Genomic DNA, 25,868 nt, shown 5'->3' on the forward strand with positions numbered 1-25,868 from the left:
GTGCACACGCGTTATTAACCGAGGCTAAACCACGTGTGGGTGTGAAACCAGATGCCCCTAAGGCATCGGTATATGGCACGATATGGGAACGCCCTTGCGCAAAAGAAAGGGCGTCGCGATTCATCCTGCTTCACCTGAAGGCGGAGGCTTGCCGAACAGCGCTTCGGCAGCGGCGCGGTGGGCGCTGGCCTTGTCGCGATGGGCAACAGTCCGCACGATCTCACGCTCCAGCAGCTGGATGCGGGTGTTGAGTTCGTCATGCGAATAAGGGTCGAGCGCCTCTGTTGCCAGCTGGCTGGCCAAATCCCCTTTCGGGCGAGGGCGCTCGTCTATGTCCATTAAGGGCCACATTGTGCGCTGCAATGCCTTGCTGTCAACGCCCTGCGTGGCTAACCCAGCGCTTAAGGGTTTTCTTGGCTTACAGGGGCGATTTGATGACTGTCATACCGGCAACGATGATGGCCATCGGATGGGATGCGCCGGGAGGACCAGAGGTTTTGAGGCCCGAGTCGGTGCCAGTGCCGCAGCCGGGGCCGGGGCAAGTGCTGATCAAAGTTGCGTTTGCCGGGGTCAACCGCCCTGATGTGATTCAACGGCAGGGTTTCTATCCGCCACCGGCCGATGCCTCGCCTTTGCCGGGGTTGGAAGTTTCAGGGCAAGTTGTGGCCATGGGCGAAGGGGTGACCTGGCCTTTTACCGGCACGATGGTCTGCGCGCTGGTGGCGGGCGGTGGCTATGCGCAATATTGCATCGCCGAGGCTGCACAGTGCCTGCAGGTGCCAACCGGGCTTTCGCTGGAAGAGGCGGCGGCTATCCCTGAAACGCTGTTCACCGTGTGGCATAACGTGTTCGAACGCGGGATGACCGCGCCGGGTGAGACCATTCTGGTTCACGGCGGCACCAGTGGCATCGGATCAATGGCAATTCTGCTGGGCAAGCTGTTTGGCGTGACCGTGATCGTTACGTGCGGCGGGCCTGACAAATGCGCGCAGGCGCTGAAGATCGGTGCGGCCCATGCGATTGATTACAAGGCGGCGGATTTCGTTGCCGAAGTGGCGCGCATCACCGAAGGCCGGGGCGTGGACATGGTGCTCGATATGGTGGCGGGCGATTATGTGGCGCGCAACATCAAGTGTCTTGCCGAAGACGGACGCCACGTGACCATCGCTGTGCAGGGCGGGCTGAAGGCCGAGATCAATATGGCTGAGGTGATGCGCCGCCGCCTGACCCTGACCGGATCAACGCTGCGCCCACGCTCAAAAGCGTTCAAGGCCGCGTTGGCATCGGAAATCCGCGAAACGGTGTGGCCGCTGGTGGCAACCGGCGAACTGCGCCCGATCATGGATCAGACATTTCCGTTGGCCGAAGCAGCAGCGACGCATGTGCGCATGGAGCAGGGCGCGCATATCGGGAAGATCGTGTTGGCGGTGTAATCGCGCTGCGCGCGATGCCCGCCCCCGATCCCTCCCGCAAGCGGGAGGGGGGAAAGACCGTGCTCTCTTGCCTTCCCGTTTACGGGAGGGCCGCGAGACTTGCTGAACGAAGTGAAGTTAGTCGCAGCGGGGTGGGCATTGGCGCAAGCCATGAAAAAAGCCGCCCCTTCGCAAGGGCGGCCTTTTCAATTCAGCTTGTAACCAATGCTCAGCTGTCAGAGATACCCTCGGCGCGGCGGGCGGCAAGCCACGCGGCCGCTTCGGCTTCCTGCGCGGCTTCCGAAGCAGCCTTGACCGAAGCTTGACGTTCGGCACGCAGTTCTTCGATCAGGGCATCGCGATCGGTGCCAAGGCGAACGGCGGCTGAACCATCGTCTTCGATGCCAGCCTTCTTGGCAGCCTTAGCCACCAGCGAATCGAGTTCGCGCTGCGAACACAGGCCCAGCGTCACCGGGTCCTTCGGGTTGATGTTGGCGATGTTCCAGTGGCTGCGATCGCGAATCGCGGCGATGGTGGTGCGGGTCGTGCCAATCAGCTTGCCGATCTGTGCATCCGACACTTCCGGGTGGTTGCGCAGGATCCATGCGATGCCATCGGGCTTGTCCTGACGCTTTGACACCGGAGTGTAGCGTGGGCCCTTGGTACGGCTGACCGAGATAGGCGCACGCTGCATCTTCAGCTTGTATTCGGGGTTGGCCTGACCCTTGTCGATCTCGGCCTGATTAAGTTCGCCCGAATGTAGTGGATCGCGCCCGGTGTACTTCTGCCCGGCCAGATCATCAGCCATGGCCTGCACTTCAAGAATATGCAGTCCGCAGAAACCCGCGATCTGCTCAAAAGTCAGCGCGGTATTGTCGACGAGCCATGACGCAGTGGCGTGCGGCATCAGCGGATACGTGGGCTGGGTGCTCACGGACAATCTCCCGAAAAAATAACAGACCCGCGAAAAGCGGATACAATAAGGGCCGCCCCTTGCGGAGCGGCCTTGAACGACGCCGATGTAAGCTGCGAATGACGAATCGGCAAGTTTTTGTTTGGGCCCTCAACTGACCAAGGCGAGCGGCGCTTCTTCGTTCAGTGGCAAGCGGTGTGCGAACTTGCCGTCCACTTGCGCGCCCTGTTCGATGGTCAGTGCATCATAGGTTACGTCGCCGTAAATACGCGCCGATTTGAGAATCACCAGTTCGCCTGCCTCGATTGACCCTTTGACCGTGCCCGAAAGCCGCGCGCTCTGCGCCTTGATCGCCCCGGTCACAGTGCTTTTCTCGCCCTGAACCAGCGCAGCGCAGGTGATATCTCCCTCTACGGTGCCGTCGATGTGCAGGTCGGCGCTGGCGGAAAGATCGCCTTTGATGGCAACATCGGCACCGAGAATGGAAAATGTCGCCGCCATGCCGCCGTTACTCCCCGTGGTCATCGTGCTGCGCGACGTTTCCGGCGCTGATTTCCTGAACATGCCTGTTTGCCTCAAGGAAGGGGCGCGGGTTGACCGGACGGTCATTGATCCGCACTTCAAAATGGAGATGGGGGCCGGTGGATCGGCCGGTGCTGCCGATCTGGCCGATGGCAGCTCCGGCATCAACCTTCTGGCCCGGTTGCGCGCCGGTGCGCGACATGTGGGCATAGCGGGTCATCAATCCGTTGCCGTGGCTGATTTCCACCACGCGGCCATAACCCTGTTTTACGCCGACAAAGCTGACAGTGCCTGCGGCAGCGGCATAGATCGGCGCACCCACAGGCCCACGAAAATCCAGCCCGGCGTGGAAGGCTGGGCCTCCGGTGAACGGATCAGAGCGATAGCCAAATCCGCTGGAGATGTATTCAAGGCTTGCGGGCAGGGTGTTGGGAATGCGGGCCAGGCCCTTTTCCAGCGCGGCCATGCGTTCGAGGCTGGCACCAAGGCGGGCAAAGCGTGGGTCGACCGAACTGTCAGCGCCAGTAAACAGGCGGATCAACGGGCCGCCCTGCGCTTCACGTGCCGACGCGCGCAACAAAGCGGGGTTCAGGCCCACCCGCCGGATCGCAGTTTCGGCTTGCGATGCACGGGCATCGGCAAAGCGGGTAAGACGTTCGATGAAGGCTAGCTGGCGGGCTTCCACCTCGGCCAATCGTTTGGCCTCGGGCAGTTCCATCGAAATCTTGCGCACGGTCTTGGCCGCTTCGGCGCTGCTGTCTGAAACGTTGCCCTGCGGCAGATCTTTGGGCAGCGCGCCAATTGTGCCTTCGATGGCCTTTTCGATAAAGTCCTGACGGCGGCTGAGATCATCGGCCACACCTTCAAGCCCGCCGCGATATTTGGCCACACGGCTTTCTGCGCTGGCGATAGCAGCTTCGCGTTCCAGCAGTGCCGCGTGATCGCGCGCAGCCGTGAACTGCGAGATCAAGGCCACGCCCATTGCGCCAAGCCAGATCAAAACAGCCGCAGCGATGCCGCCAGCCACGCCCATCTGCAGGCGCGAGGAAACCTTGATAAAGCGGACCTGCCCGTCCGAGCGCATGAAGAACTCGCGCTCAGGAAACCATGCGCGCGCCTGAGCGATGGCCGTGAGCACAGCATCGCGTATCCGCAAGCGGACTGGCTTTAAAGTTGGCACAGTCTGGCGACCCCCGTCGTCTTCTGGTTAGTTTTCCCGTCGCGCCGGGCGGTAGCGTTCTGGTTCCCGGCTGGCGAATCGGAATCCTGCCATCCGCGCCGAGGCGTGTGACTCCCCCGATGAATCGATTGTAAGGGTGTGATCCGAGGCACTGATCGCAACTTGGACACAATGTCGAGTCGTGCCCATGGATGACATCCCCAAAACCAGATGTTAGAGCGCACCCATGTCTACACAGCCTGCCATCCCCGCCGAATCCGTGACCGAATTGGTTGAAGGCCTTGCCCGAGCCGCGCGCGCGGCCCAGCGCGTGTTGGCGCGGATGGACGCTCCTGCAAAAGAGCGCGCGCTGAAACTCGCCGCCGCTTCCTTGCGCGCGGCCGAGGCCGAGATTCTGGTCGCCAACGCCCAGGACATGGCCAATGGCGCCGCGAACGGGCTGACCGGCGCTATGCTTGACCGGTTGAAGCTGACGCCGGAACGCTTTGCGGGTGTGGCTGATGCAGTGGAACAGGTTGCCTCGCTGGCCGATCCGGTTGGTGAGGTGATTTCGGAAGCTGCGCGGCCCAACGGCATGGTGCTGCAGCGCCTGCGCATTCCGGTGGGCGTAATCGGCATCATCTATGAAAGCCGGCCGAATGTGACGGCAGACGCCGCCGCGTTGTGCGTGCGGTCGGGCAACGCGGCAATCCTGCGCGGCGGGTCCGAAGCGGTGCATTCCAATCGCGCGATTCACAAGGCGCTGGTGGCAGGCCTCGTCGAAGGCGGCGTGCCTGCAGAAGCGGTGCAACTTTTGCCCACGCAGGACCGTGCCGCCGTGGGTGCGATGCTGGCGGCCGCCGGCCTGATCGACATGATCGTGCCACGCGGGGGCAAGAGCCTGGTGGCGCGGGTACAGGCCGATGCGCGCGTGCCGGTGCTGGCGCACCTTGACGGAATCAACCACACGTATGTCCACGCGGCAGCCGATCCGGCTATGGCCAAGGAGATTGTTCTGAACGCCAAGATGCGCCGCACCGGCATTTGCGGGGCTATGGAAACGCTGCTGATCGACGCGACCTACCCCGATCCGCACGGGCTGGTGGAGCCTCTGCTGGATGCAGGCTGCGAACTGCGTGGCGATGCCCGCGCCCGCGCCATCGATCCGCGTATTCTGCCTGCCGCTGCCAACGATTGGGATACCGAATACCTTGATGCGATTCTTTCGGTCGCGGTGGTGGACGGGATTGACGAGGCGCTGGCGCATGTGGCCGCCCACGCATCGGGCCATACCGACGCCGTGGTGACGCAGGATCAGGCCGTGGCCGACCGCTTCCTGACCGAGGTGGACAGCGCCATCGTGATGCACAACGCCTCCAGCCAATTTGCTGATGGCGGCGAGTTTGGTCTTGGCGCGGAAATCGGCATTGCCACCGGGCGACTGCACGCGCGCGGGCCGGTGGCGCTGGAAGGGCTGACCACTTATAAGTGGCTGGTGCGTGGATCCGGGCAGGTAAGGCCCTGAAAGGCCCTCTGACCGGCCTGTTTGGCGGCAGCTTCAATCCTGCACATGGCGGCCATCGCCGGGTCAGCCTGTTTGCGCTGGAAGCGTTGGGGTTGGATGAGGTGTGGTGGCTGGTCTCACCGGGCAATGTGCTAAAGCCCGCCGAAGGTATGGCTCCGTTGGCAGCGCGTCTTGCCTCGGCGCAGGCGATGGCACGGCGCGCGCCGATCCGCGCCACCGCGATAGAGCAGGCCTTGGGCACGCGGTTCACCATCGACACCCTGCGCGCAATCCAGCGCCGCTATCCCAAGCGGCGTTTCATCTGGATCATGGGGGCAGACAATCTGGCGCAATTCCACAAGTGGAAGGATTGGCGCGATATCGCGTGGCAGATGCCGATTGCGGTGATCGCGCGTCCGGGATATGATGCGGATGCTTTGGCAAGCCCTGCCATGGCTTGGCTGCGCCGCTGGCGCCAGCGGCCCGGACAGCACGTTTCCGGCGCAAGGCGGAGCGCACCTGCGCTGACCCTGCTTCGCTTCGATCCTGATGCCCGTTCGGCCAGCGCGATTCGCGCAAATGACCCCAATTGGGCGGCCCGCAGCAAAACAGCGGGCCTGCGCGATGCTGTCACTCATCGCCCTATTTCCCGAGAAAAACGCTGATTGCGCAAGCACTTGTTCCGGTTATTGCCCTACTGTGGCGCACCGAAACTCTTGCGCGTTCCAATCGTTATCACTTGACTCTTGAGCTACGGAGGCCTTTTCGCGCACCATGACCAGTGTTCAACCGCTGTCGGCCAAAGCCGACACAGCCAGCAAGACCCCCTACACCCCTGCCGCGCTGCACGATCTCGTGCTGGCCTCGCTTGACGATGATCAGGCGCAGGAGGTCGTGTCCATTCCGCTCGAAGGCAAAAGCTCGATCGCCGATTACATGGTGATCGCCTCGGGCCGCTCGACGCGCCAGGTTGCCACAATGGCGCAGAAGCTGGCCGAGCGGATCAAGCACGGCGGCTTCGGCCACGTGCGGATCGAAGGCCTGCCTGCGGCGGACTGGGTGCTGGTCGATGCGGGCGACGTGGTGATCCACCTGTTCCGCCCTGAAGTGCGCACGTTCTACAACCTTGAACGCATGTGGAACTTTGGAGACGCTGGCGCGGCGTAACGCCCGCAAGGCTTCAAAGAAGCTCGCGCAGAGATCGCTAAGGACGCTGAGAAAGCAACGCCATTTCTCTCTGCGTCCTTTGCGATCCGTGCGCGATTTGTGTTTTTCCTTCGGGGGATTCAGTTCGCCTGCAATCCGCGCTAGAGCCCGCCCATGCTGCTCCACATCATCGCCCGCGGGAAAATCGGCCGTTCGCCCGAGGCGGATCTGGTGGATCGCTATGCCAAGCGCATTGCGTGGGGCCTGAAGGTTACGGAACTGCCTGATCGTGGGGGCACCATTCCGTCGCCTGCACAAACACCGTCTCGCACCGTGGCGCTGGACGAGCGCGGCAAGCACCTCACTTCAAGCGAATTTGCCGCGATCCTAGGGCGCTGGCGCGATGATGGCGTGCGCGAGGCGCGGTTTCTGATCGGCGCGGCGGACGGGCATGACGAGCCTCTGCGCGATTCTGCCGATCTGCTGATCGCATTCGGCAAGGCCACCTGGCCACACATGTTGGCGCGCGCGATGCTGGCTGAACAGCTGTGGCGGGCCACCAGCATTCTTGCTGGCCATCCCTATCATCGCGAGGGATAAGCGGCGGCATGACGTCACGCTTTGCGCTCTTTTCTCTGTGCTTGGCGCTTGCTGGCTTTGCCGCATGGCAGGTCAGTGCCCAACAGGGCACGGCCTATGCCGATGCGGATGAGGCAGGAGCAGTGCTGCGCCGGGCAAGTCAGGCGTTGAGCCAGACGCGCGCGCGGGCTGAGCAACTGGAACAGGCCGCGCGCAAGGCCACAGCCGAGGCCGACCGCACTGCGCGCGAGGCCGCAGCAGTGGCCGCGCGCATCCAGCAGTCCGAAGCCGAAATTCAGGTGGCGCAGGCCAAAGTCGATCTCATCGAACGCCAGCGCGAAACCTTGCGCACCCGCATGGCGCAGCGGCAAGAGCCGGTCGTGCGGCTGACAGCCGCGCTGCAGATGATGGCGCGTCGCCCGCTGGCCTTCAGCCTCGTGCGGGCCGAATCCTTGCGCGATACGGTGCATTTGCGCGCGGTGATGGAAACCATGTTGCCCGAAGTGCGCCGCCGCACGGCTGGCCTGCGCGCCGAGATCGAGCGCGGCCGCAAACTGCAGGCTGATGCGCAAAGGGCAGCGAACGAGCGTCGTGAGGGAGAGAAGTCGTTGCTCGCCCGCCGCACGGAATTGGCCGCGCTGGAAAGCCGTCAACGCCTCGCCTCGCGCAATGCGCAAGGTGTGGCAAGCCGTGAAGCGGACCGGGCCATGGCGCTGGCCGAACAGACGCGCGACTTGTCATCGCTGCTCAATCGGCTGGAAGAAGACGGTTCGCTGCGCCAGCAACTGGCCGCGTTGCCGGGCCCGATCCTGCCGCCTTCGCGCCCTGGAGATGTGCTGCAAGTGGTTGATGCGCCGCCGCCACTGCTGGTCACGAATGCCGAGCGTCTTCCGTGGATCATGCCGGTCAGCGGGCGGCTTGTATCGGGATTTGGCACGCAATCGCCAACCGGGCTTACCACCGGAGTAACGCTGGCCCCGGCTGCGGGCGCGCAAGTGGTCTCGCCCGCCGATGGCCGCGTGGCCTTTGCTGGGCCCTATCGCGGCTATGGCACCATCGTGATCGTCGAACATGATGGCGGTTGGACAACGCTGGTTACCAATCTGGGCCGGATTGCCGCAACCGTGGGGGAAAAAGTGGTACAAGGATCACCCATCGGCACTGCCGGACCGGGCCGACCTGTGCTGAGCGTGGAGCTGCGGCGCGATGGTGCGCCGGTCAATCCGCTGGAGCAGCAAGGCAGCTGACTTGCTCGATGACAACCCGCAGACTGTCCCGGACTGCACCAAAACCTCATCTGGCGTTAATTCCCTGGCGGCTATACACTGTCCCCCAATGCATGGTTCTTCGCGAAAGGCCCCAAGGGCAATGAAGTTCGCTCCTCTTCTGCGCGTAACCGCGCTAGTTTCCGCTGTTGCGCTTATTCCGGTAGCCACCTCGGGCCTTGCCGCTGTCGATGCCAAGACCGGTCCCGAATTCGGCAAGCTGCTGGCGGTGTATGAGCGGATCAAATCGAACTACGTCGAACCGGTTGAGGACGACAAACTGCTCAAGGGCGCGATTGATGGCATGCTGGCCACGCTCGATCCGCACAGCGCCTTTCTGGATGCCCGCGATTTTGAAAACCTGCGCACCCAGACCGAAGGGTCTTATGGCGGGCTTGGCCTGTCGGTCACGCTTGATGATGGCGCGGTCAAAGTCATTGCGCCGACCAAAGGCAGCCCCGCCGATCTTGCCGGGGTCAAGGCGGGCGATTTCATCACGCATCTGGATGGCAAACTGATCTACGGCGGCTCGCTTGATGAAGCGGTGGATCAGATGCGCGGGGTGCCGGGTACCTCGATAAAGCTCAGCGTGTTCCGTCCCGGCCGCGATGAACCCTTTGACGTGACCATCACCCGCAAGATCATCGAGCTGAAGCCGGTCGAATGGGAACTGCAGGGCAATGTCGCGGTGATCTCGGTCTCCAGCTTCAGCGCTGATGTAGGCGCTTCGGTGAAGAAGGCCTGGGCAGAGGCGAAAGCGAAAGCAGGCGGCAATGTCTCGGGCCTCGTGCTTGATCTGCGCGGCAATCCCGGCGGGCTGCTGGACGAGGCGATTGCCCTGTCCGATCTGTTCCTGGAACGCGGGACCATTGTCTCGCAGCGTGGCCGCTATGCGCGCGATACTGAGGTTTATCCGGCGGAAATCGATACCAAGGGCGATATCGCCAAGGGCACGCCGATGATCGTGCTGATTGACGAAGGCTCCGCCTCTGCGTCTGAAATCGTGGCGGGCGCGCTGCAGGATCAGCATCGCGCCGTCGTGATGGGCCAGCGCAGCTTTGGCAAAGGCAGCGTGCAGACGCTGATCCCGCTGACCAAGGATACCGCAGTAAAGCTGACCACCGCACGCTACTACACGCCATCGGGCCGTTCGGTGCAGGAAGGCGGCATCGATCCCGATATCGCCGTGCCCCAGATTTCCGATCCCGATCTGCGCAAGAGGCAGGCACGGTCTTATCGTGAGAGCGACTTGCGTGGCCATCTGATCAACGAGATCAAGATGGAGGACAAGGATCTTGAAAAGGACAAGGTCGACGATCCCCGCTTCAAGATGACAGCCGAAGAGCTGAAGGCCAAGAATATCAAGGACTTCCAGCTACATTATGCGGTGCAAGCCTTGGGCCGTACGGCACCGCGCGGCACGCTTGCGGTCAAGGCGAAGCGGTAATAGGGCGCAAGGCATGAATTCCCGCAACGCCGCTTATGCGCTTGCCCTTGCCGTGCCCGCAGCCCTGATGGGCGGAGCGCTGGTCTCGCAGTATGTCTTCGGCCTCTATCCGTGCGAGATGTGCTGGTGGCAACGCTATCCGCACATCGCCGCCATCGTGCTGGCACTGCTGGCTTTCACGATGAAGGGTAAAGGGTCAGGCGACATGGCCGTGATCCTTGCCGCCATCGCCGTCGGTATTTCCGGGCTGATCGGTGCGTTTCATGCAGGCGTTGAATATGGCTGGTGGCAGGGCATCACGGCCTGCGCCACGGTGGCTTCGGGCAATGGCAATGCGCTGGATGCGATCATGAACGCGCCGGTCGTGCGGTGCGACGTTGCACCATGGTCCCTCTTTGGAATCAGCCTCGCGGGGTTCAATTTCATGCTATCGATCAGCGGTGCGGTGCTCGTCTTTGCGCTGCTCGGCAAGGCCCGCAATCCGGGCCGCAAAGGACTTTGAGATGACGGTCAAAACCGCTGAAATGCTGCGCGTGGATCAGGCTGGAGAATTCGGCGCAACGCGCATCTATGCCGGGCAACTGGCAGTGATGGGCAACCGCGCGCCGCATTCGGCCGAGATTGCGGCGATGGCCGAACAGGAAGCGGGCCACAACCAGCGCTTCGATGCGCTGCTGATCAGGCGCGGCGTGCGCCCCACAGCTCTGCGTCCGGTGTGGTCCATCGCCGGCTTTGCACTCGGTGCAGCCACGGCGCTGATCGGGCCAAAGGCCGCCATGGCCTGCACCGCTGCGATCGAGACCGAGATCGACAAGCACTATACCGAACAGTTGGAAGAACTGGGCGACAGCGACCCGGAACTGTCCGAAATGATCCGCGAATTCCGCGATGACGAACGCGAACACCGCGATGCGGCGCTGGCCGCAGGCGCGGAGCAGGCGCCAGCCTATCCGGTCCTGTTCCACGCCATCCGCCTTGGCTGCCGCGCGGCGATTGCGGTTTCGAAGCGAATTTGAACGCCACGCCAAACCCGACGTGCCCGCTCATGCTGAGCTAGTCGAAGCATGTCGCGCCACATCCATCCTTCGACAGGCTCAGGATGAGCGGGGGTTAGGCGGGGCGTTCGGCAGTGGGGAACCGCGCCCTTCATCTACCATTCACGGCAAGCGCGCCCTATATCGGAGCAAGCCTGACTGGAGATTCACAATGAAGCGCCTGATTCCTGCCGCCCTGCTGCTGTCCAGCGCGCTTGCCGCTCCGGCTTTGGCGCAAGATCAGAACTTGGTCGATCCTTCGGGAGAGCGGGTGAACCAGTTGATCATCTATGGCGATGATCCCTGCCCCAAGTCTGATGGCAACACGATCACCGTCTGCGCGCGCAAGGAAGAGGAAGAGCGTTTCCGCATTCCCAAACCGTTCCGCGATAATCTTGAATCGCCTGCCAACCGTGCCTGGACCGATCGGGTGCGCGCCTATGAAACGGTTGGCAATTTCGGCACGAATTCCTGCTCTGCCGTAGGTGGCGGCGGGGCGACCGGCTGTTTGACCCGGCTGATCGACCGCGCCTATGCCGAAAAGAAGACCGGCCCCGATGTGCAGTTTGGCCAGATGATCGAGGAAGAGCGCGAAAAGCGGCTCAGCACGATTGATGCCGATGCCGCCGCCGAACAGGCCCGCGTCGAACAGATCGAACGCGAATATGAGGCAAGGCTGAAGCGTGAGCGTGATGGCGTGCCTGCGCCTGCGCCGCAGCGTTAACGCCCTTCGACAAGCTCAGGGCGAGCGGGGAGTGTAGGGGCAAACGAACCCAGAACGCCGCTCATCCTGAGCCTGTCGAAAGATGGTTCAGTTCACCCCAGCGCGATATCCGGGGCGTCTTCCTGTTTCATGCCCACGGTATGATAGCCCGCATCCACATGGTGCGTTTCACCCGTGACGCCTGATGCAAGATCGGACAGCAGATAGAGCCCTGCGCCGCCCACATCATCAATGGTCACATTGCGGCGCATCGGGCTGTTCAGCTCGTTCCACTTCAGGATGTAGCGGAAATCGCCGATGCCGCTGGCGGCCAATGTCTTGATCGGCCCGGCGGAAATGGCATTCACGCGCACACCTGCAGGGCCGCAATCGTTGGCCAGATACTTGACGCTGGCTTCCAGCGCCGCCTTGGCCACGCCCATCACGTTGTAATGGGGCACAACCTTTTCCGCGCCGTAATAGGTCAGCGTTACGATCGAACCACCCGCAGACATCATCTCCATCGCCCGCTTGGTGACAGCGACAAGGCTGTAGGCCGAGATGTTCATCGTCATCAGGAAGTTGTCGAGCGTGGTATCGTAATACTTGCCGCGCAGCTGGGTCTTGTCGGAATAGCCGATGGCGTGGACGATGAAATCGATGGTCGGCCAGCGCGCCTTCAGTGTCTCGAACGTCTGGTCCAGCGCGTCCATGTCGGACACGTCGCATTCGATCAGGAAATCACTGCCAAGGCTGGCCGCCAATGGGCGCACGCGCTTTTCCAGCGCTTCACCCTGATAGGAAAAGGCCAGTTCTGCGCCGTGTTCGTGCAGCTTCTGGGCGATGCCCCAGGCCAGCGACTTGTCATTGGCCAGGCCCATGATCAGTCCGCGCTTGCCTTGCATAAGTCCGGTCATGCGTCTTTGTTCTCGCTTTTAGTGTCGATTCCGCCGCTTGCCATGCTGGCACGCGCCCGATTGTCTGCTTGGCCCAGCATGTCGCGTTCTTCTGGCGTTTCGGCAAGCGCGGCGTTGAGTTCAGCTCCTACCACCATCCCTAAGCCCACCAGCCAGAAAAAGAAAAGGGCGATCATGATCCCGGCAAGGCTGCCATAGGTCAGATCATAGGAGAAAAAGGTGCGCAACAGGCCGGGCAGGGCGGTGGTGACCGCAATCCACCATGCCGTCACAAACAGGGCTCCGGGCCATTTGGGATAGCTGCGTCCGCGATAGGCGCCGGGCGTCAGCGATATGAACAGGAGCCACAGCGCACCATACAAAATCAGCGCCGGGATAAAGCGCGAAAGGGCCAGACTCGAAACGAGATTGTTGAATTGCGGCAGGAACGCGGCAATCACTTCCTGTGCCGCGCCAATCAAAACCTGCGCAAAGATGGCCAGCAAGATCAGCACGACGGAGGCGAGCGTGACTCCGGTGGAGGCCAGTCGATAGCGCCAGAAAGCATGTTCCCACTGCGTGCCATAAGCCCGGCGCAAAATGTCGCGAATGGTTTCCACCAGGCTGCCGACCGTCCAAAGGCCGAAGATTCCACCGATCCAAAGCAGCCACCCGCTGCGCGCCTCGATCACGCTGCGGGCAACGGGTTCTATGGTGACCGCAACAACCGGGGGCAAGGCAATCAGCACGGCATCGATGGCTGCCGCACGCTGTCCAGCCTCACCGATCAGCGAAAACAGCGCGGCACTGGCGATGAAGAACGGAAAGATTGCGATGACGATCATGTAGGCAAGGTTGCCTGCGTGGATGGAGCCATCGTTGAAAACGCCGATCCACACGCGCTTGACCACTTCCCAAGCTTTTTTGCGTGCGCTGGACCGTTCCGGGTGGCTGGTGTGGCTTGGCCTTGAACGCGAGCGCAAGGCTTCTCTTCGGCGAGCTTCGGGCGAAAGATTGGGCATGTTGAAAGGCGCTTGCGGTGCAGGCACACTTTCACCCGGCGCTGGCTGACCGGGTTTGTTCATGTCCGGCTCGTATCCTCAGCCACCAAATTTGCCACGAAGATTGCGCATGTCAGCCCAACCTTCGAGACGTGCTTTCAGATCCATGTCATCGGCAGGAATATCGATCTGCAGTGTCACCAACTGATCGCCCCGCGTTCCATCCTTGCGGGAAAAGCCCCGCTCCTTGAGACGCAAGGTCCGCCCGCTGGAACTGCCCGGTGCAACCGTAAGCATGACCGGGCCATCGACGGTGGGGACTTTCACTTTGCCGCCGTGAACAGCTTCGGAAAGGCTGATCGGCAGGTCGAGCCGGATATTGTCGCCTTCACGTTCATAGAAGTTGTGGGCACCGATCTCGATGGTCACGATGGCATCGCCACTGCCGCCGGGACCGGGTTCACCCTTACCAGGAAGGCGCATCTGCTGGCCGTTTTCGATACCTGCGGGAAGCTTGAGGTCGATGGTCTTGCCATCGGACAGGGTGATGCGCTGGCTGGCGCGGGTTGCGGCATCCTCGAACGACACTTTCAGGCGATAGCTGACGTTTGCCCCCTTGGGCGGCGGGCCGCGGCGGGCTCCGGCTCCACCCATTCCGGCACCGCCCATTCCTCCGCGTCCGCCAAACAGGCCTTCGAAGATATCGCCGATGTCGATGCCTTCGGCCGCACCGCCAAAGCCGCCTTCAAACCCGCCATCGTGGCGAAACCCGCCCTGGTTGCCGCGAAAGCCTCCAGCGCCCCCACCAAAGCCCCCGCCGAACGGACCCATCGGGTTGCCGTCGGCATCGATTTCGCCCCTGTCAAACTTCGCCCGCTTGTCCTTGTCCGACAGCAAGTCATAGGCGCGGGTTGCTTCTGAGAACCGCTCCGTGGCCTTGGGGTTGTCCTTGTTCTTGTCCGGGTGCAATTCCTTGGCCAGCTTGCGATAGGCAGACTTGATGTCCTTCTCGCTTGCGCTGCGGGGAACGCCCAATGTCGAATACGGATCAGCCATGACCCATAGCTAGGGCGGCGCGGCCCTGCCCGCAAGGTTGGCTTTCCTACTTTGGTCAAGGGGAGTAGGCGGCTTGCATGAATTTGCGCGCCGCCATGGAAAAACGCACTACTGCGGGCAGAGCTACCAGCCAGCGTCCCCGCGAAGGCAGGGACCTCAGGCCGTCACCGCAACCCTTAGCCAGCCCCTGACTGTTTCTCCTCAGGACTCTGTAAACACTGTAAACTTATTCAGGAAACTGCCGTGAACGCTGAACAGAATTCGCCGGAAGGCCATGATGCGATTCCCCACGCTGATCCTTATGGCATTTTCGAATCGTGGTTTGCACAGGCGCAGGAAACCGAACTGAACGATCCCAATGCCATGGCGCTGGCCACTGCCACGCCCGATGGAATGCCCTCGGTGCGTATGGTGCTGCTGAAGGGCCATGGGCCGGACGGCTTTGTGTTCTACACCAACTTCCACAGCCGCAAGGGTGGGGAACTCGCTGCCAACCCCCACGTCGCTCTGCTCTTCCATTGGAAATCGCTGCGCCGCCAGATCCGCATCGAAGGCCCCATTGCGCAAGTCAGCGATGCCGAGGCTGATGCCTATTTCAACAGCCGCCATCCTGAATCGCGTCTGGGCTCTGCCGCCTCGGCCCAGTCGCGCCCGCTGCCTGACCGGCAGACCTATCTTGATCGCGTGGCCTTGCTGCGCGCAGATTATCCCGATGGCAACGTGCCGCGCCCGGCGCACTGGTCGGGTTATCGCGTCACGCCGAGCGCCATCGAATTCTGGCAGGACCGCGACTATCGCCTGCACGAACGCCGCCGTTTCGTCGCCGATGGAAAGGGCGGCTGGACCAGCAGCCTGCTTTACCCGTAAAGACGCAGGATATGAACGCGACCACCACCACTCACAATGATCTGAACCGAAAGGCCGCGATGGCCAGCATTGCGGTGGCGTTGCTGTTGGTGGGGATGAAGGCTTGGGCGGTCCTGTCTTCCGGGTCCACCGCGATGCTGGGGAGCCTTGCCGATACGGCGCTTGATCTCGTCGCCAGTCTGGCCACCTTGCTGGGCGTTTGGATAGCCTCACAGCCCGATGACCAGAACCACCGGTTCGGCCATGGCAAGGCCGAGGCGTTGGCGGCGATGTTTCAAGTCGTGTTGATCTCGATCTCAGCCATCGGCCTTGCCTTCCGCGCGGTCGGCCAGTTCTTTGGCGGCGCGCGTGTGGCCGAAGCGGAGTCCGGGGTCATCGTTTCGACCATCGCGCTGGCTGCCACCTTTGTGCTGCTGGTCTATCAACGGCACGTGATTCGCCAGACTGGCAGCCTCGCGATCAGCACCGACAATGTACATTACAAGTCCGACGTGTTCCTGAACCTTGCGGTCATCGCGGCGCTGGTGCTCGATACTTATCTCGGGATCACGGGTGCCGACGCGGTGTTCGCGTTCGGCATCGCGCTGTGGCTGGCATGGGGCGCATGGGGTGCCTCGCAAGTGGCGGTGGATCAGCTGATGGACCACGAATGGCCGCTGGAAAAGCGCGAACGGTTTCTCGAACTCGTCTCGCAGCACCCTGAGTTGAAGGGCCTGCACGATCTGCGCACGCGGACCAGCGGCAACCGCGATTTCGTGCAGTTCCACGTCTGGATTGATGGCCGGATGACGGTGACCGAGGCGCACCGGGTGATGGACGAGATCGAGGACAAGTTGATGGCGGCGTTTCCGGGCGTTGAGATTCTGATTCATCCCGATCCCGAAGGACTGGTGGATGAAGAGTCCATGGGTGCCGAAAACCTCCTCGCGCCCGATGCAGACGCGACCAGCCCCGCCCTTCTTGCGCAAGGAGCGCCGGTTAAGTGAGCAGCAAGGCCCCCTATTTCCACGTCGATGCCTTCACCGCGCAGGCGCTGTCTGGCAATCAGGCCGCCGTGATGATGCTGGAGGCGTGGCCTGATGATGCGACGCTTCAGGCCATTGGCGCGGAAAACATGTTTGCCGAAACCGCGTTTCTGGTGCCTGATCACACCGGCGCTGCGGACTTTGAACTTCGCTGGTTCACCCCTGCGGTGGAAGTGGCGATGTGTGGCCATGCTACGCTCGCTTCGGGCCATGTTGTGCTGGAACAGGACCCGATGTTGGGGCGCGTGACCTTCGCCACGCGCAAGGCTGGCATTCTGGAAGTGGTGCGTGACGGTGATCGCTATGTCCTGTCGCTACCTGCCGTGAAGACCGGGCTCGGCGCATTCGATGCCGCCGTGCCTCTGCTCGGCACGCCGGTGCCGCACGAGGTCTGGCAGTGCGATGGTTACAACGTGTTTGTTTATGCCAGCGCCGATGACGTTCTGGCCCTTGCGCCTGATTTCAAGGCTTTGCTGGCGTTCGGCGACGTTCAGTTTATCGCCACCGCATCCGGCACGGGCCATGCATCGGGCGCGGATGTGGTCAGCCGCGTGTTTGTGCCCGGCGGCGGGATTGATGAGGATGCCGCCACCGGCTCGGCCCATGCGGCGCTGACGCCGATCTGGGCGCAAAAGCTGGGCTGCGCAGCCTTTGCCGCGCATCAGGCTTCGGCGCGCGGGGCGGATTTTGCGTGCCGTCTTGAAGAGGATCGTGTGTTGCTGGGCGGGGATTGCGTGACCGTGGTCGAAGGCCTGTTCCGGCTTCCCTAGATCACTTTGACCTTACGTGCACTTTGACTTTGCGCGATGCCACACCCAAACCCCGTTCGTGTCGAGCCCTTCGTCTGGCTCGGGATAAACTTCGACCTAAAAGGTCGAAGTCGAGACACCGCGCGCAAGTGTCTCGCCTTCGCTCGACACGAACGGAAGATGGCAGCAATCCTTCAAGGCCCTAGCGGTAAAGCGCCACAACTTCGGCCAGTCCATCGACAACCCGTCCACCCTGATCATCCTGCGTCTTGCCAAGGCGCACAACGGTGATCCCGCGCGATGGGCTGACCAGCACATATTGCCCGAGATGGCCGATGCAGGCGAACAGATCCTTCGGCCCGCGATCGGGGAACAGCGAGGATTCGCCCGTCGTGGCCTTGCGGTTCAGCCAGATCTGCGCGCCGTACTGCGCCTCACGCGGGGAGGGGGTGACCATGAAATCGATCCACTGGCGCGGCATGATCTGTGCGCCTTTGACCGAACCTTTGTTGCGCAGAAATTCGCCGAACTTGGCCCAATCGCGCGCGGTGCCGTGAATCAGTGACCCGCCGACCAGCGTGCCTGCGCGGTCGAATTCGGGCAGCATCGATTTCATCCCCGCCGGTTCGAACAGGCGCGTGCGCAGATAGTCCGCCACGGCATTGCGGCGGCTTTCGGGATCGGGGGCTGGGGTCAGCACTCGTGCAGCCAGATCGGCAAGGATCACGCTGGTGGCGCTGGAGTATTCGAACTTGCGGCCGGGCTCTGCCTCCAGGGGCTGATCCTCGGCATAGCGGGCCATATCGTTGCGCCCATCGAGGAACAGCATGCGCACTTCATCGGATTCATAGACCGGCTCGATAGCTTCGGAATGGCGCAGGCCCGAGCGCATCTGCAGCAACTGGCGCAAGGTTATCTCGCCCCGCGGATCGCCGGGGCGCTGCCATGCCGGGACCGGCGCGGTCTCGTCCAGTCGCAGGCGGCCATCGGACACCAGCATGCCGATCATCACGCCGGTGACCGATTTGGCCATCGACCAGCTGACGAAGCGCGTATTCTCGTGATAGCCTTCGGCATAGCGTTCGGCGACGATCCGCCCGCCCTTCATCACGATCACCGCGCGGGTCTCGCCCATGTCTTGGGCAAACAGGGTATCAATCGCGCGGGCGAGCTTTTCGCGGTTTGCCCCCGGTGATTTCACCACCGCTTCAAGTGCCTGATCGGACAGGGGCGGCGGGCCTTCGGGCGCGTTCGTCCCCTGCGAACAGCTGGCCAGGGCTGGCAGCAGCGCGAGCGACATTATAAGGGAGAGCGAACGGCGGGCCATAAGGCCTGTCCTTCGACCAGAATCGGCAGTCATGGCAACCGGCAACCACAGTTCCCCCACAGCTCCGTCACTCACGATTGGACCGAATCGGCGCTGGTGGCCCCGCATCGCGCTCGGCGCGCTACTGCTGGGGGCGATTGCACTGGCGGTTTTCTGGTCCACCATCCGCAGTTATGGGATGACCGGCACCAGTTATGGCGCGCGGGTCGCCTGTTCGTGCCGCTATGCCGGGGGACGCAGCCTGTCAGACTGTACCAAGGATTTCGAGCCCGGCATGGAAATGGTGAGCCTGAGCGAAGATGCCAGTGCCAAAAGTGTAACCGCCCGATTCGCGCTGATATTCAGCCAGACCGCAACTTACAAGGAGGGCTGGGGCTGCGTGTTGGAGCCTTGGGAATAGGCTTCCCAGCGCTCAGTCGAATCGATCCAGCCCCCGCCGATCACCCGTTCGCCTGCATAGATCACCGCTGCCTGTCCGGGGGCGACGCCATATTCGGGCTGGGTGAAGCGGATCGTGGCGCTGGCGCCATCACCGAATGGGCCTTCGAGCGTGACCGGCACCGGCTTTGCCATTGAGCGCACTTTGGCCATGAGAGGGCCTTCGGGCAGCGGGCCGATACGGTTGGTTTCTATGATCACGGCACTGCCCACGGCCAGCATCGGGCGCGGGCCGACGAGCACGCGCCGCGTTGGAGCATCAAGGCCGACGACATAAAGCGGCTCAGCCAAGCCGCCTATTTCAAGACCGCGCCGCTGCCCGACGGTGTAGTGAATGATGCCGCGATGGGTGCCGAGCACTTCGCCAGTGGCGGCGTGGACGATCTCGCCCGGTGCATCGCCTTCGGGCCGCACCGCGCGCACGATCTTGGCATAATCGCCATCGGGCACGAAGCAGATGTCCTGGCTGTCGGGCTTGGTGGCGACGACCAAGCCCATGTCCTGCGCCATGCGGCGCGTCTCGGTCTTGGGCAGGCCGCCCAGCGGGAAGCGCAGGTACGAAAGCTGCTCTTCGGTCGTGCCATAGAGAAAGTACGACTGGTCGCGCGCCGGATCGATAGCGCGGTGCAGTTCGGCGCCGTTTGCGCCCATGACGCGGCGCACATAGTGGCCGGTGGCCAAGCAATCGGCCCCCAGTTCGCGCGCCATATCGAGCAGGTCGGTGAACTTTGGCCCCATGTTGCAGCGGACGCAGGGGATCGGTGTGCGGCCGTTCAGGTAATCATCGGCGAACCGTTCAACCACATCTTCGCGGAAGCGCGATTCGTGATCGAACACGTAGTGCGCGATGCCGAGGCGATCTGCTACGGCCCGCGCATCACGGATATCGTCCCCTGCGCAGCACGCGCCCTTGCGGCCCGTAGCTGCGCCATAATCGTAGAGTTGGAGTGTAACGCCAATCACTTCGGCACCGGTCGCCGCGGCCAGACCAGCCACCACCGAACTGTCCACGCCGCCCGACATGGCCACGACGATGCGCCGTGCGGAAAGCGGCCCGGCGAGGTCGAAAAGATTGGTGGTCAGGGAGTCTGCGATCATCGCCAGCCCCATAGGCGCAAACCGACCGCAGCGCAAAATCTGGGATCAGATGACCGAAACACGACGAACCGAGCCAAAAATGCAATCGCTGAACAAAAGGTAATGGTCGCCTTTACCGGACCTTAGCCATCTCGGGCCTAAAACGTTTGGCGATGGACATGAGCTTCGAGAATTCTGCCTTTCTGCTTCCCGGCGAAACGGCACCCGGCCTTCGGCCGCTGACGTGGCACGGACTCTGCGCGCAGATTACCGCGCTGCAGGATCTGCGACGGTCGATGGCGCACATCTCTGGCGCGTCGGACAATAGTCCTGGTGGCAGCTTTGATGGAGCCACCGCACGGCTCATTGCAACGGGATTTTCGGTCGGTCCGGCGCAGAAGGCGATTCGTAAACAGGGCGTTAACCCAACCTCTTCAGCGAATGGAAAACCACTTTTGTGCACATCCGACGACGCAATGACGAGCGTCTGGACGGGCCACGCTGAAGCACGAGATTGATATGATCGAAAACCAGAAAATCCGCCCGGCACAAGTAATCGGCCCGCTTGGTGAGCCGTTGACGATCGACAGCCTCCCGCCGCCTTCTACCACCCGATGGGTGGTACGCCGAAAGGCCGAGGTCGTGGCGGCTGTTAACGGCGGGCTCCTGACCATTGACGAAGTGTGCGAGCGTTACAATCTGACGCTTGAAGAGTTCGCTTCGTGGCAACGCGCGGTCGATCGTTCCGGCATGCAGGGCCTGCGCGTGACCCGTATTCAGCATTACCGTGACTTGTATGAGCGTCAGTTGAAATACTGACCTTATCAATCCCGATGAGTTTAAGCGGCCGTTTCCTTCGGGAAGCGGCCGCTGCTCTTTGGGCCATCTGTTACACGCTCCCGCATCGCGGCAGGACGCATGACTGAATGAACTGCTGTCTGGGGCCGTTACAGAAAGATACAGGTGCACGAAAGACACGTGCGCCAATTTGGCGTAAGTCCTTCGTCGAGACTGAATTGCACCTCGTCGGAAGGCGGTCTATTACAAGACGCTGACCTGCCAAGGTGCGGGGGCCAGATCCATGGCTGGTGCGTTATGCCGGTGCGTTGTGAATATGATGCACTTACTCGAACAAAAGGGGCCGGTCCTTGTTCCAACGCGGAAGGTTGCCAATTCGGCAAAGCACCGTGGAAGGACGATGGCGGGATAGACGATGAACTACGAAACGACCATTGAGGCCGATGGCGCGCTGGCCCTGAACGGCTTGAACGAAGATCGCGATAGCGAACGCGCAGGGCGTCGGCGCCTCTGGATCATCGCTGCGGTGGTCATCGCGGTACTGATCGGGGCGTGGTATGCCATGCACAACGGCGGTGCGACTTCGACGAACGAAGCTGGTGAAGCACAGGCGCAAGTCGTCTCGGTGATCGTGCCCGGACAGACCACCATCGCCAACGTGATCTCGGCCAGCGGCACGATTGCGGCCCGCCGCGAAATGCCGGTGGGCGTGGCCGGTGAAGGTGGACAGGTGGTCCGCGTGCTGGTGGATGCCGGAGACTGGGTCCAGGCCGGACAGGTTCTGGCCGTGATCGACCGGGCCGTTCAAACGCAGCAACTGGCTAGCCAAGCCGCCAACGTTGAAGTTGCCGCAGCCGATGCCCGTCTGGCGCAAGCCAACCTCGATCGCGCGCTCAAGCTGGTTGAGCGTGGCTTCATCTCGAAGGCGGACGTCGACCGGCTGACCGCCACGCGCGATGCTGCCGTGGCGCGGGTGGGCGTTGCGCGCGCGGGCCTCGGCGAATTGCGAGAGCGTACCGCGCGCCTGAACATCGTGGCGCCTGCGGCCGGCCTTGTGCTGACGCGCGCGGCAGAGCCGGGCCAGATCGTTAGCCCCGGCACGGGCGTGCTGTTTTCGATGGCGCGCGATGGGCAGATGGAAATGCAGGCGCGCCTTTCGGAATTCGACCTTGCCCGCCTGTCGATCGGGTCAACGGCAGATGTGATTCCGGTGGGATCGCAGCGCACTTTCAGCGGTGAAATCTGGCAGTTGTCGCCCACCATCGATCAGACCTCGCGCGAAGGTATTGCGCGGATCGCGCTGCCGTATGACAAGGCACTGCGGCCCGGTGGCTTTGCCAGCGCAAAGCTGCGCTCGGGCACTGTTACCGCACCTTTGCTACCGGAATCGGCGATCCTGAGCGATGAGAAGGGCTCATTCGTCTATGTCGTCGGCAACGATGACAAGGTGCAGCGCCGTGCGGTGAAGACCGGTGAGGTCAGTGAGCGCGGGATTGCGGTGATCGAAGGGCTTTCGGGCAAGGAGCGGATCGTGCTGCGCGCAGGCGGCTTCCTGAATGCGGGCGACAAAGTCCAGCCGGTAGTTGCGAAGTAGGGCCCTGAGTAGGGATATGCCATGAACTTCCAGAACATTTCAGCCTGGTGCATCCGCAACCCGGTGGTGCCGATTGTCCTGTTCATCGGGCTGACGCTGGCAGGGCTGGTCTCGTTCATGCAGATGAAGGTGCAGGATACGCCGGATATCGAGTTTCCGGTGGTCATCGTGCAGATATCGCAACCGGGGGCCGCGCCGACCGAAATCGAGAACCAGATTACCCAGCGTGTGGAATCGGCCGTGCGCTCGATTGCCGGTGTCGATACGCTGACTTCGACCGCGTCAGAAGGCAGCAGCCAGACGCAAGTCCAGTTCAAGATCGGGCAGGACATCAACGCCGCGGTCAACGAGGTCAAGAATCAGGTTGACCAGATCCGGTCTGATCTGCCCGAGGGCATTCTTGAGCCGCAGGTGTTCAAGGTCGAAACATCGTCGAACCCCATTGCCTACTTCGCGGTTGCCGCCGATGACATGACGCTGGAACAGCTCTCGTGGTTCATCGACGATACGATTGCCAAGCGCTTGCTGACCGTGCCGGGCATGGCCGAAGTGAGCCGGTCTGGCGGGGTGAACCGCGAGATTGCAGTTACGCTTGATCCGGCCAAGATGAACGCGATGGGTGTGACTGCAAGCCAGGTCAACGCCGCGCTGCGTCAGGTGAACATCAATGCGGCAGGTGGCCGTACTGAGGTTGCCGGGTCACGCCAGTCCGTGCGCGTGCTGGGCAACGCCAAATCGGCCTTCGATCTTTCGCAGACCGAAATCCAGATCACCGGTAATCGCACCGTGCGCCTTGCCGATGTGGCAGACGTTCGCGATGCGTACAGCGAGCTGACGTCTGTCGCCAAGTTCAATGGCAAGCCGGTCGTCACTTTCTCCATGTCGCGCGCGCGCGGCGAATCCGACGTGTCCGTCTATGAAGGCGCGCTGGAGGAGATGAAGAAGATCGAGGCGGAGCAGGGCGGCAAGATCCATTTCGAGCTGTTGTTCACCTCGGTGACTTACACACAGGATCAATACCGCTCGTCGATGAATGCCATGGTCGAAGGCGCCGTGCTGGCGGTGATCGTGGTGTTCTTCTTTCTGCGTGATTGGCGCGCGACAATCGTTTCGGCCATCGCCATCCCGCTTTCATCGATCCCCACGTTCTGGGTGCTCGATCTGATGGGCTTCACGCTCAACCAGATGTCGCTGCTGGCCTTGGGGCTCGTGGCGGGCGTGCTGGTTGACGATGCAATTGTGGAGATCGAGAACATCGTGCGCCACATGCGCATGGGCAAAAGCGCCTATCAGGCCTCAATTGACGCCGCTGACGAAATCGGCCTTGCCGTGGTGGCAACCACATTCTCGATCGTCGCGGTGTTCTTCCCTGTGGCTCTGATGCCCGGCGTTTCGGGACAGTTCTTCAAGAACTTTGGCATGACCGTGGTGATCTCGGTGATGTTCTCGCTGCTGGTTGCGCGCATGATCACGCCGATGGTGGCCGCATATTTCCTGAAAGCGCATGGCGAGGCTGAGCATGGCGGCGGGCCATGGATGGACAAATACATGAAGGTGTTGAGCTGGTCGCTCGATACCTCGAAGGCCAAGGCCTATCGCGCACAGCACCCACGCCGCCGTTTCATGGCGCGACTGCACGACCATCGGTTGTGGATGATGGGCGTCGGCTTTGTCGCGCTGCTGATGACATTGGCCATGTTCTTCGTGATCCCGTCGCAGTTCTTCCCCGACACCGACAGCGATGAGAGCACGGTCACGATCGAGATGGTGCCCGGCACCACCTTGCAACAGACTGAGCGCAAGGTGGCCGAGATCGTGGCGCTGATCGGCAGCCAGAAGGAAGTGGAATCGCAGCTTGCCTCTGTGCGCGAAGCCAAAGCGAACATTTACGTCAACTTGCGCAAGGATCGCGAGCGCACCAGCCTTGTGTTCGAACGCGAACTGACGCCGCAACTGCAGAAGATTTCCGATGTTCGCGTGAATTTTCAGGCGCAGGGTCCGGGCGGTCCGGGCGGCGGATCGGGCCGACCGATCAGCATCATGCTCGCCGGGTCCAATCCAGACCTGTTGCAGAACACCGCGCAGACCCTGGTCGATCAGATGAGCACGCTGCCTTCGGTGGTTGCGCCACGTATCAGTGCCGATTTGCGCCGGCCTGAAGTGATCATCAAGCCCCGGCTCGATCTGGCCGCAAACCTTGGCATCACAACGCAGGCGCTCAGTCAGGTCATCCGTATCGCCACGCAGGGTGAGATTGATCAGAACAGCGCGAAGTTCTCGCTGTCAGACCGGCAGGTGCCGATCCGCGTCAAGCTGCCCGAGGAATCGCGGCGCGATCTGTCGGTGATCGAAAATCTGCCAGTGCCTACTGCTGGCGGAGGATCGGTGCCGCTATCGCGCGTTGCGGAAATCGGGTTCGGATCTGGGCCGACACAAATCCAGCGTTACAATCAGAGCCGCCGCGTGTTTGTGGGGGCCGACTTGCAGCCCGGCGTGGTCAAGGGCGATGCCATGGCAGCCATCATGAAGCTGCCGGTCATGAAGAACCTGCCGCAAGGTGTTTCAAACACGGCGGCGGGCGAAGACAAGTTCCAGCAAGAGATGCTGGACAACTTCGTCATAGCCGTGGCCGCAGGGATTCTGCTCGTGTTCTCGGTGCTGGTGCTGCTCTATCGGCGCTTCATATCGCCGCTGGTCAACATGGGATCGCTGTTCCTCGCTCCGCTGGGCGGCCTGATTGCGATCTGGATCGTGGGGCAGTCGCTGTCGTTGCCAGTGTTTATCGGTATACTGATGTTGTTCGGCATTGTGGCCAAGAACTCGATCCTGCTGATCGACTTTGCGATTGAGGAAATGGCGACGGGCAAGGCCAAGCTTGAGGCGATCACCGAGGCCGGTCACAAGCGTGCGCAGCCGATCATCATGACCACCGTGGCTATGGTTGCCGGCATGATCCCGACGGCGGTTTCGATCGGCGGCGATGGCGGCTGGCGCGCACCGATGGGTATTGTCGTGATCGGCGGGCTGACACTGTCCACGGCGCTGACGCTGCTGATCGTGCCTGCCGGGTTCAGCCTCGCTGATGGTCTGGAAAAGCGGATTGGCCCATGGCTGGCGCGGCACGTGCTGGGCCATGAGCCTGTGGCTGCTATTGAACCTGCACCTGCCGGGGCGCATCATGGCCCGGCGCATGCAGCACCCGTTGCTGCGCGCAGGAACGAACCGGAGCACGAGGCATTCCCAGCGGAGTGACCGCTGATCGCCCTGAACCTGTCGAAACTACAGCTGCTGCCAACAGCCTTGCTGGCCGCTTTAGGTTGAGGCGCGCGCTGCCCTTAGTTGATCGAGCCAGGCGC

General features: G+C 62.2%; 27 protein-coding genes. 18 read left to right on the forward strand and 9 right to left on the reverse strand.

What is annotated here, in order from left to right:
- Positions 1-120: 120 nt before the first annotated feature.
- The gene (locus AC2A1F_RS10090) at positions 121-351 is read right to left on the reverse strand and encodes a DUF1192 family protein (RefSeq protein WP_484208626.1); all 231 of its coding nucleotides are present in this window, start codon (positions 349-351) and stop codon (positions 121-123) included.
- Between the two features lie 83 nt (positions 352-434).
- Between AC2A1F_RS10090 and AC2A1F_RS10095 the strand changes: the two genes are divergently transcribed.
- Positions 435-1,433, forward strand: a complete 999-nt coding sequence (locus AC2A1F_RS10095; protein WP_484208627.1) for an NAD(P)H-quinone oxidoreductase — start codon at positions 435-437, stop codon at positions 1,431-1,433.
- A 208-nt stretch (positions 1,434-1,641) separates the two neighbouring features.
- Here AC2A1F_RS10095 and AC2A1F_RS10100 read toward each other — a convergent pair whose 3' ends face one another.
- From AC2A1F_RS10100 to AC2A1F_RS10110, 3 genes are all read right to left on the reverse strand, one after another.
- On the reverse strand, positions 1,642-2,346 hold the full coding sequence (locus AC2A1F_RS10100) for a DUF1013 domain-containing protein (RefSeq protein WP_484208628.1): 705 nt from the start codon (positions 2,344-2,346) through the stop codon (positions 1,642-1,644).
- Positions 2,347-2,475: 129 nt separating this feature from the next.
- Positions 2,476-2,850 (reverse strand): bactofilin family protein, encoded by a 375-nt coding sequence (locus tag AC2A1F_RS10105; RefSeq protein WP_484208629.1) that lies wholly within the window; start codon positions 2,848-2,850, stop codon positions 2,476-2,478.
- Positions 2,834-3,985: a M23 family metallopeptidase gene (locus AC2A1F_RS10110; protein ID WP_484208630.1), complete on the reverse strand. Its 1,152-nt coding sequence runs from the start codon at positions 3,983-3,985 to the stop codon at positions 2,834-2,836. The genes AC2A1F_RS10105 and AC2A1F_RS10110 overlap by 17 nt, the downstream gene beginning before the upstream one ends.
- A gap of 268 nt (positions 3,986-4,253) precedes the next feature.
- Here AC2A1F_RS10110 and AC2A1F_RS10115 point away from each other — a divergent pair, with 268 nt between their 5' ends.
- The 9 genes from AC2A1F_RS10115 (at position 4,254) to AC2A1F_RS10155 (ending at position 11,705) form a co-directional block, all read left to right on the forward strand.
- Positions 4,254-5,531, forward strand: a complete 1,278-nt coding sequence (locus tag AC2A1F_RS10115; protein ID WP_484208631.1) for a glutamate-5-semialdehyde dehydrogenase — start codon at positions 4,254-4,256, stop codon at positions 5,529-5,531.
- Positions 5,495-6,175 (forward strand): nicotinate-nucleotide adenylyltransferase, encoded by a 681-nt coding sequence (locus tag AC2A1F_RS10120; RefSeq protein WP_484208632.1) that lies wholly within the window; start codon positions 5,495-5,497, stop codon positions 6,173-6,175. The genes AC2A1F_RS10115 and AC2A1F_RS10120 overlap by 37 nt, the downstream gene beginning before the upstream one ends.
- Before the next feature lie 109 nt (positions 6,176-6,284).
- Positions 6,285-6,677 carry a ribosome silencing factor gene (gene rsfS / locus AC2A1F_RS10125; protein ID WP_292629652.1) on the forward strand — a complete coding sequence of 131 codons (393 nt, stop codon included), beginning with the start codon at positions 6,285-6,287 and terminating at the stop codon, positions 6,675-6,677.
- 153 nt (positions 6,678-6,830) lie between these two features.
- On the forward strand, positions 6,831-7,256 hold the full coding sequence (locus tag AC2A1F_RS10130; RefSeq protein ID WP_484208633.1) for a 23S rRNA (pseudouridine(1915)-N(3))-methyltransferase RlmH: 426 nt from the start codon (positions 6,831-6,833) through the stop codon (positions 7,254-7,256).
- 8 nt (positions 7,257-7,264) lie between these two features.
- Positions 7,265-8,482, forward strand: coding sequence for a murein hydrolase activator EnvC family protein (locus AC2A1F_RS10135; RefSeq protein ID WP_484208634.1), 1,218 nt, complete (start codon positions 7,265-7,267; stop codon positions 8,480-8,482).
- Positions 8,483-8,603: 121 nt separating this feature from the next.
- A complete protein-coding gene (locus AC2A1F_RS10140; RefSeq protein ID WP_484208635.1) occupies positions 8,604-9,947 on the forward strand; it encodes a S41 family peptidase in 1,344 nt (447 codons plus the stop codon).
- A gap of 13 nt (positions 9,948-9,960) precedes the next feature.
- Complete coding sequence (locus AC2A1F_RS10145; protein ID WP_484208636.1) at positions 9,961-10,449, forward strand: disulfide bond formation protein B; 489 nt, start codon at positions 9,961-9,963, stop codon at positions 10,447-10,449.
- A 1-nt stretch (position 10,450) separates the two neighbouring features.
- Complete coding sequence (locus AC2A1F_RS10150; RefSeq protein WP_484208637.1) at positions 10,451-10,963, forward strand: demethoxyubiquinone hydroxylase family protein; 513 nt, start codon at positions 10,451-10,453, stop codon at positions 10,961-10,963.
- Positions 10,964-11,153: 190 nt separating this feature from the next.
- Positions 11,154-11,705 (forward strand): hypothetical protein, encoded by a 552-nt coding sequence (locus tag AC2A1F_RS10155; RefSeq protein WP_484208638.1) that lies wholly within the window; start codon positions 11,154-11,156, stop codon positions 11,703-11,705.
- A 92-nt stretch (positions 11,706-11,797) separates the two neighbouring features.
- Here AC2A1F_RS10155 and fabI read toward each other — a convergent pair whose 3' ends face one another.
- The 3 genes from fabI to AC2A1F_RS10170 all read right to left on the reverse strand — a co-directional run bounded on the left by fabI (position 11,798) and on the right by AC2A1F_RS10170 (position 14,637).
- Positions 11,798-12,601, reverse strand: a complete 804-nt coding sequence (gene fabI / locus AC2A1F_RS10160) for an enoyl-ACP reductase FabI (RefSeq protein WP_484208639.1) — start codon at positions 12,599-12,601, stop codon at positions 11,798-11,800.
- A complete protein-coding gene (locus AC2A1F_RS10165; RefSeq protein ID WP_484209020.1) occupies positions 12,598-13,602 on the reverse strand; it encodes a YihY/virulence factor BrkB family protein in 1,005 nt (334 codons plus the stop codon). Before AC2A1F_RS10165 ends, fabI begins: the two co-directional genes overlap by 4 nt.
- Positions 13,603-13,680: 78 nt before the next feature.
- The gene (locus AC2A1F_RS10170; RefSeq protein WP_484208640.1) at positions 13,681-14,637 is read right to left on the reverse strand and encodes a DnaJ C-terminal domain-containing protein; all 957 of its coding nucleotides are present in this window, start codon (positions 14,635-14,637) and stop codon (positions 13,681-13,683) included.
- Positions 14,638-14,880: 243 nt separating this feature from the next.
- On the opposite strand from AC2A1F_RS10170, the gene pdxH reads away from it, so the two are divergent.
- Genes pdxH through AC2A1F_RS10185 form a run of 3 tightly spaced genes read left to right on the forward strand, consistent with a single transcriptional unit; the run spans position 14,881 to position 17,299 of the window.
- The gene (pdxH, locus tag AC2A1F_RS10175; protein WP_484208641.1) at positions 14,881-15,504 is read left to right on the forward strand and encodes a pyridoxamine 5'-phosphate oxidase; all 624 of its coding nucleotides are present in this window, start codon (positions 14,881-14,883) and stop codon (positions 15,502-15,504) included.
- 11 nt (positions 15,505-15,515) lie between these two features.
- Complete coding sequence (locus AC2A1F_RS10180) at positions 15,516-16,490, forward strand: cation diffusion facilitator family transporter (protein WP_484208642.1); 975 nt, start codon at positions 15,516-15,518, stop codon at positions 16,488-16,490.
- Positions 16,487-17,299: a PhzF family phenazine biosynthesis protein gene (locus AC2A1F_RS10185; protein WP_484208643.1), complete on the forward strand. Its 813-nt coding sequence runs from the start codon at positions 16,487-16,489 to the stop codon at positions 17,297-17,299. The genes AC2A1F_RS10180 and AC2A1F_RS10185 overlap by 4 nt, the downstream gene beginning before the upstream one ends.
- Positions 17,300-17,480: 181 nt before the next feature.
- Here AC2A1F_RS10185 and AC2A1F_RS10190 read toward each other — a convergent pair whose 3' ends face one another.
- On the reverse strand, positions 17,481-18,605 hold the full coding sequence (locus AC2A1F_RS10190; protein WP_484208644.1) for a serine hydrolase domain-containing protein: 1,125 nt from the start codon (positions 18,603-18,605) through the stop codon (positions 17,481-17,483).
- Between the two features lie 31 nt (positions 18,606-18,636).
- Here AC2A1F_RS10190 and AC2A1F_RS10195 point away from each other — a divergent pair, with 31 nt between their 5' ends.
- Positions 18,637-19,005: a hypothetical protein gene (locus AC2A1F_RS10195; protein ID WP_484208645.1), complete on the forward strand. Its 369-nt coding sequence runs from the start codon at positions 18,637-18,639 to the stop codon at positions 19,003-19,005.
- Here the strand turns inward: AC2A1F_RS10195 and mnmA are convergent.
- A complete protein-coding gene (gene mnmA, locus AC2A1F_RS10200) occupies positions 18,963-20,141 on the reverse strand; it encodes a tRNA 2-thiouridine(34) synthase MnmA (protein ID WP_484208646.1) in 1,179 nt (392 codons plus the stop codon). The genes AC2A1F_RS10195 and mnmA overlap by 43 nt on opposite strands.
- Positions 20,142-20,299: 158 nt before the next feature.
- Between mnmA and AC2A1F_RS10205 the strand changes: the two genes are divergently transcribed.
- From AC2A1F_RS10205 to AC2A1F_RS10220, 4 genes are all read left to right on the forward strand, one after another.
- Positions 20,300-20,638: a hypothetical protein gene (locus AC2A1F_RS10205; protein ID WP_484208647.1), complete on the forward strand. Its 339-nt coding sequence runs from the start codon at positions 20,300-20,302 to the stop codon at positions 20,636-20,638.
- A 1-nt stretch (position 20,639) separates the two neighbouring features.
- Positions 20,640-20,939: a CtrA inhibitor SciP gene (gene sciP, locus AC2A1F_RS10210; protein ID WP_292629673.1), complete on the forward strand. Its 300-nt coding sequence runs from the start codon at positions 20,640-20,642 to the stop codon at positions 20,937-20,939.
- Between the two features lie 394 nt (positions 20,940-21,333).
- Positions 21,334-22,512, forward strand: coding sequence for an efflux RND transporter periplasmic adaptor subunit (locus AC2A1F_RS10215; RefSeq protein WP_484208648.1), 1,179 nt, complete (start codon positions 21,334-21,336; stop codon positions 22,510-22,512).
- Between the two features lie 21 nt (positions 22,513-22,533).
- Positions 22,534-25,764: an efflux RND transporter permease subunit gene (locus AC2A1F_RS10220; protein ID WP_484208649.1), complete on the forward strand. Its 3,231-nt coding sequence runs from the start codon at positions 22,534-22,536 to the stop codon at positions 25,762-25,764.
- The last annotated feature ends 104 nt before the right edge of the window (positions 25,765-25,868 follow it).

It is taken from the genome of Novosphingobium sp. HNCC26BN242 (assembly GCF_057180525.1).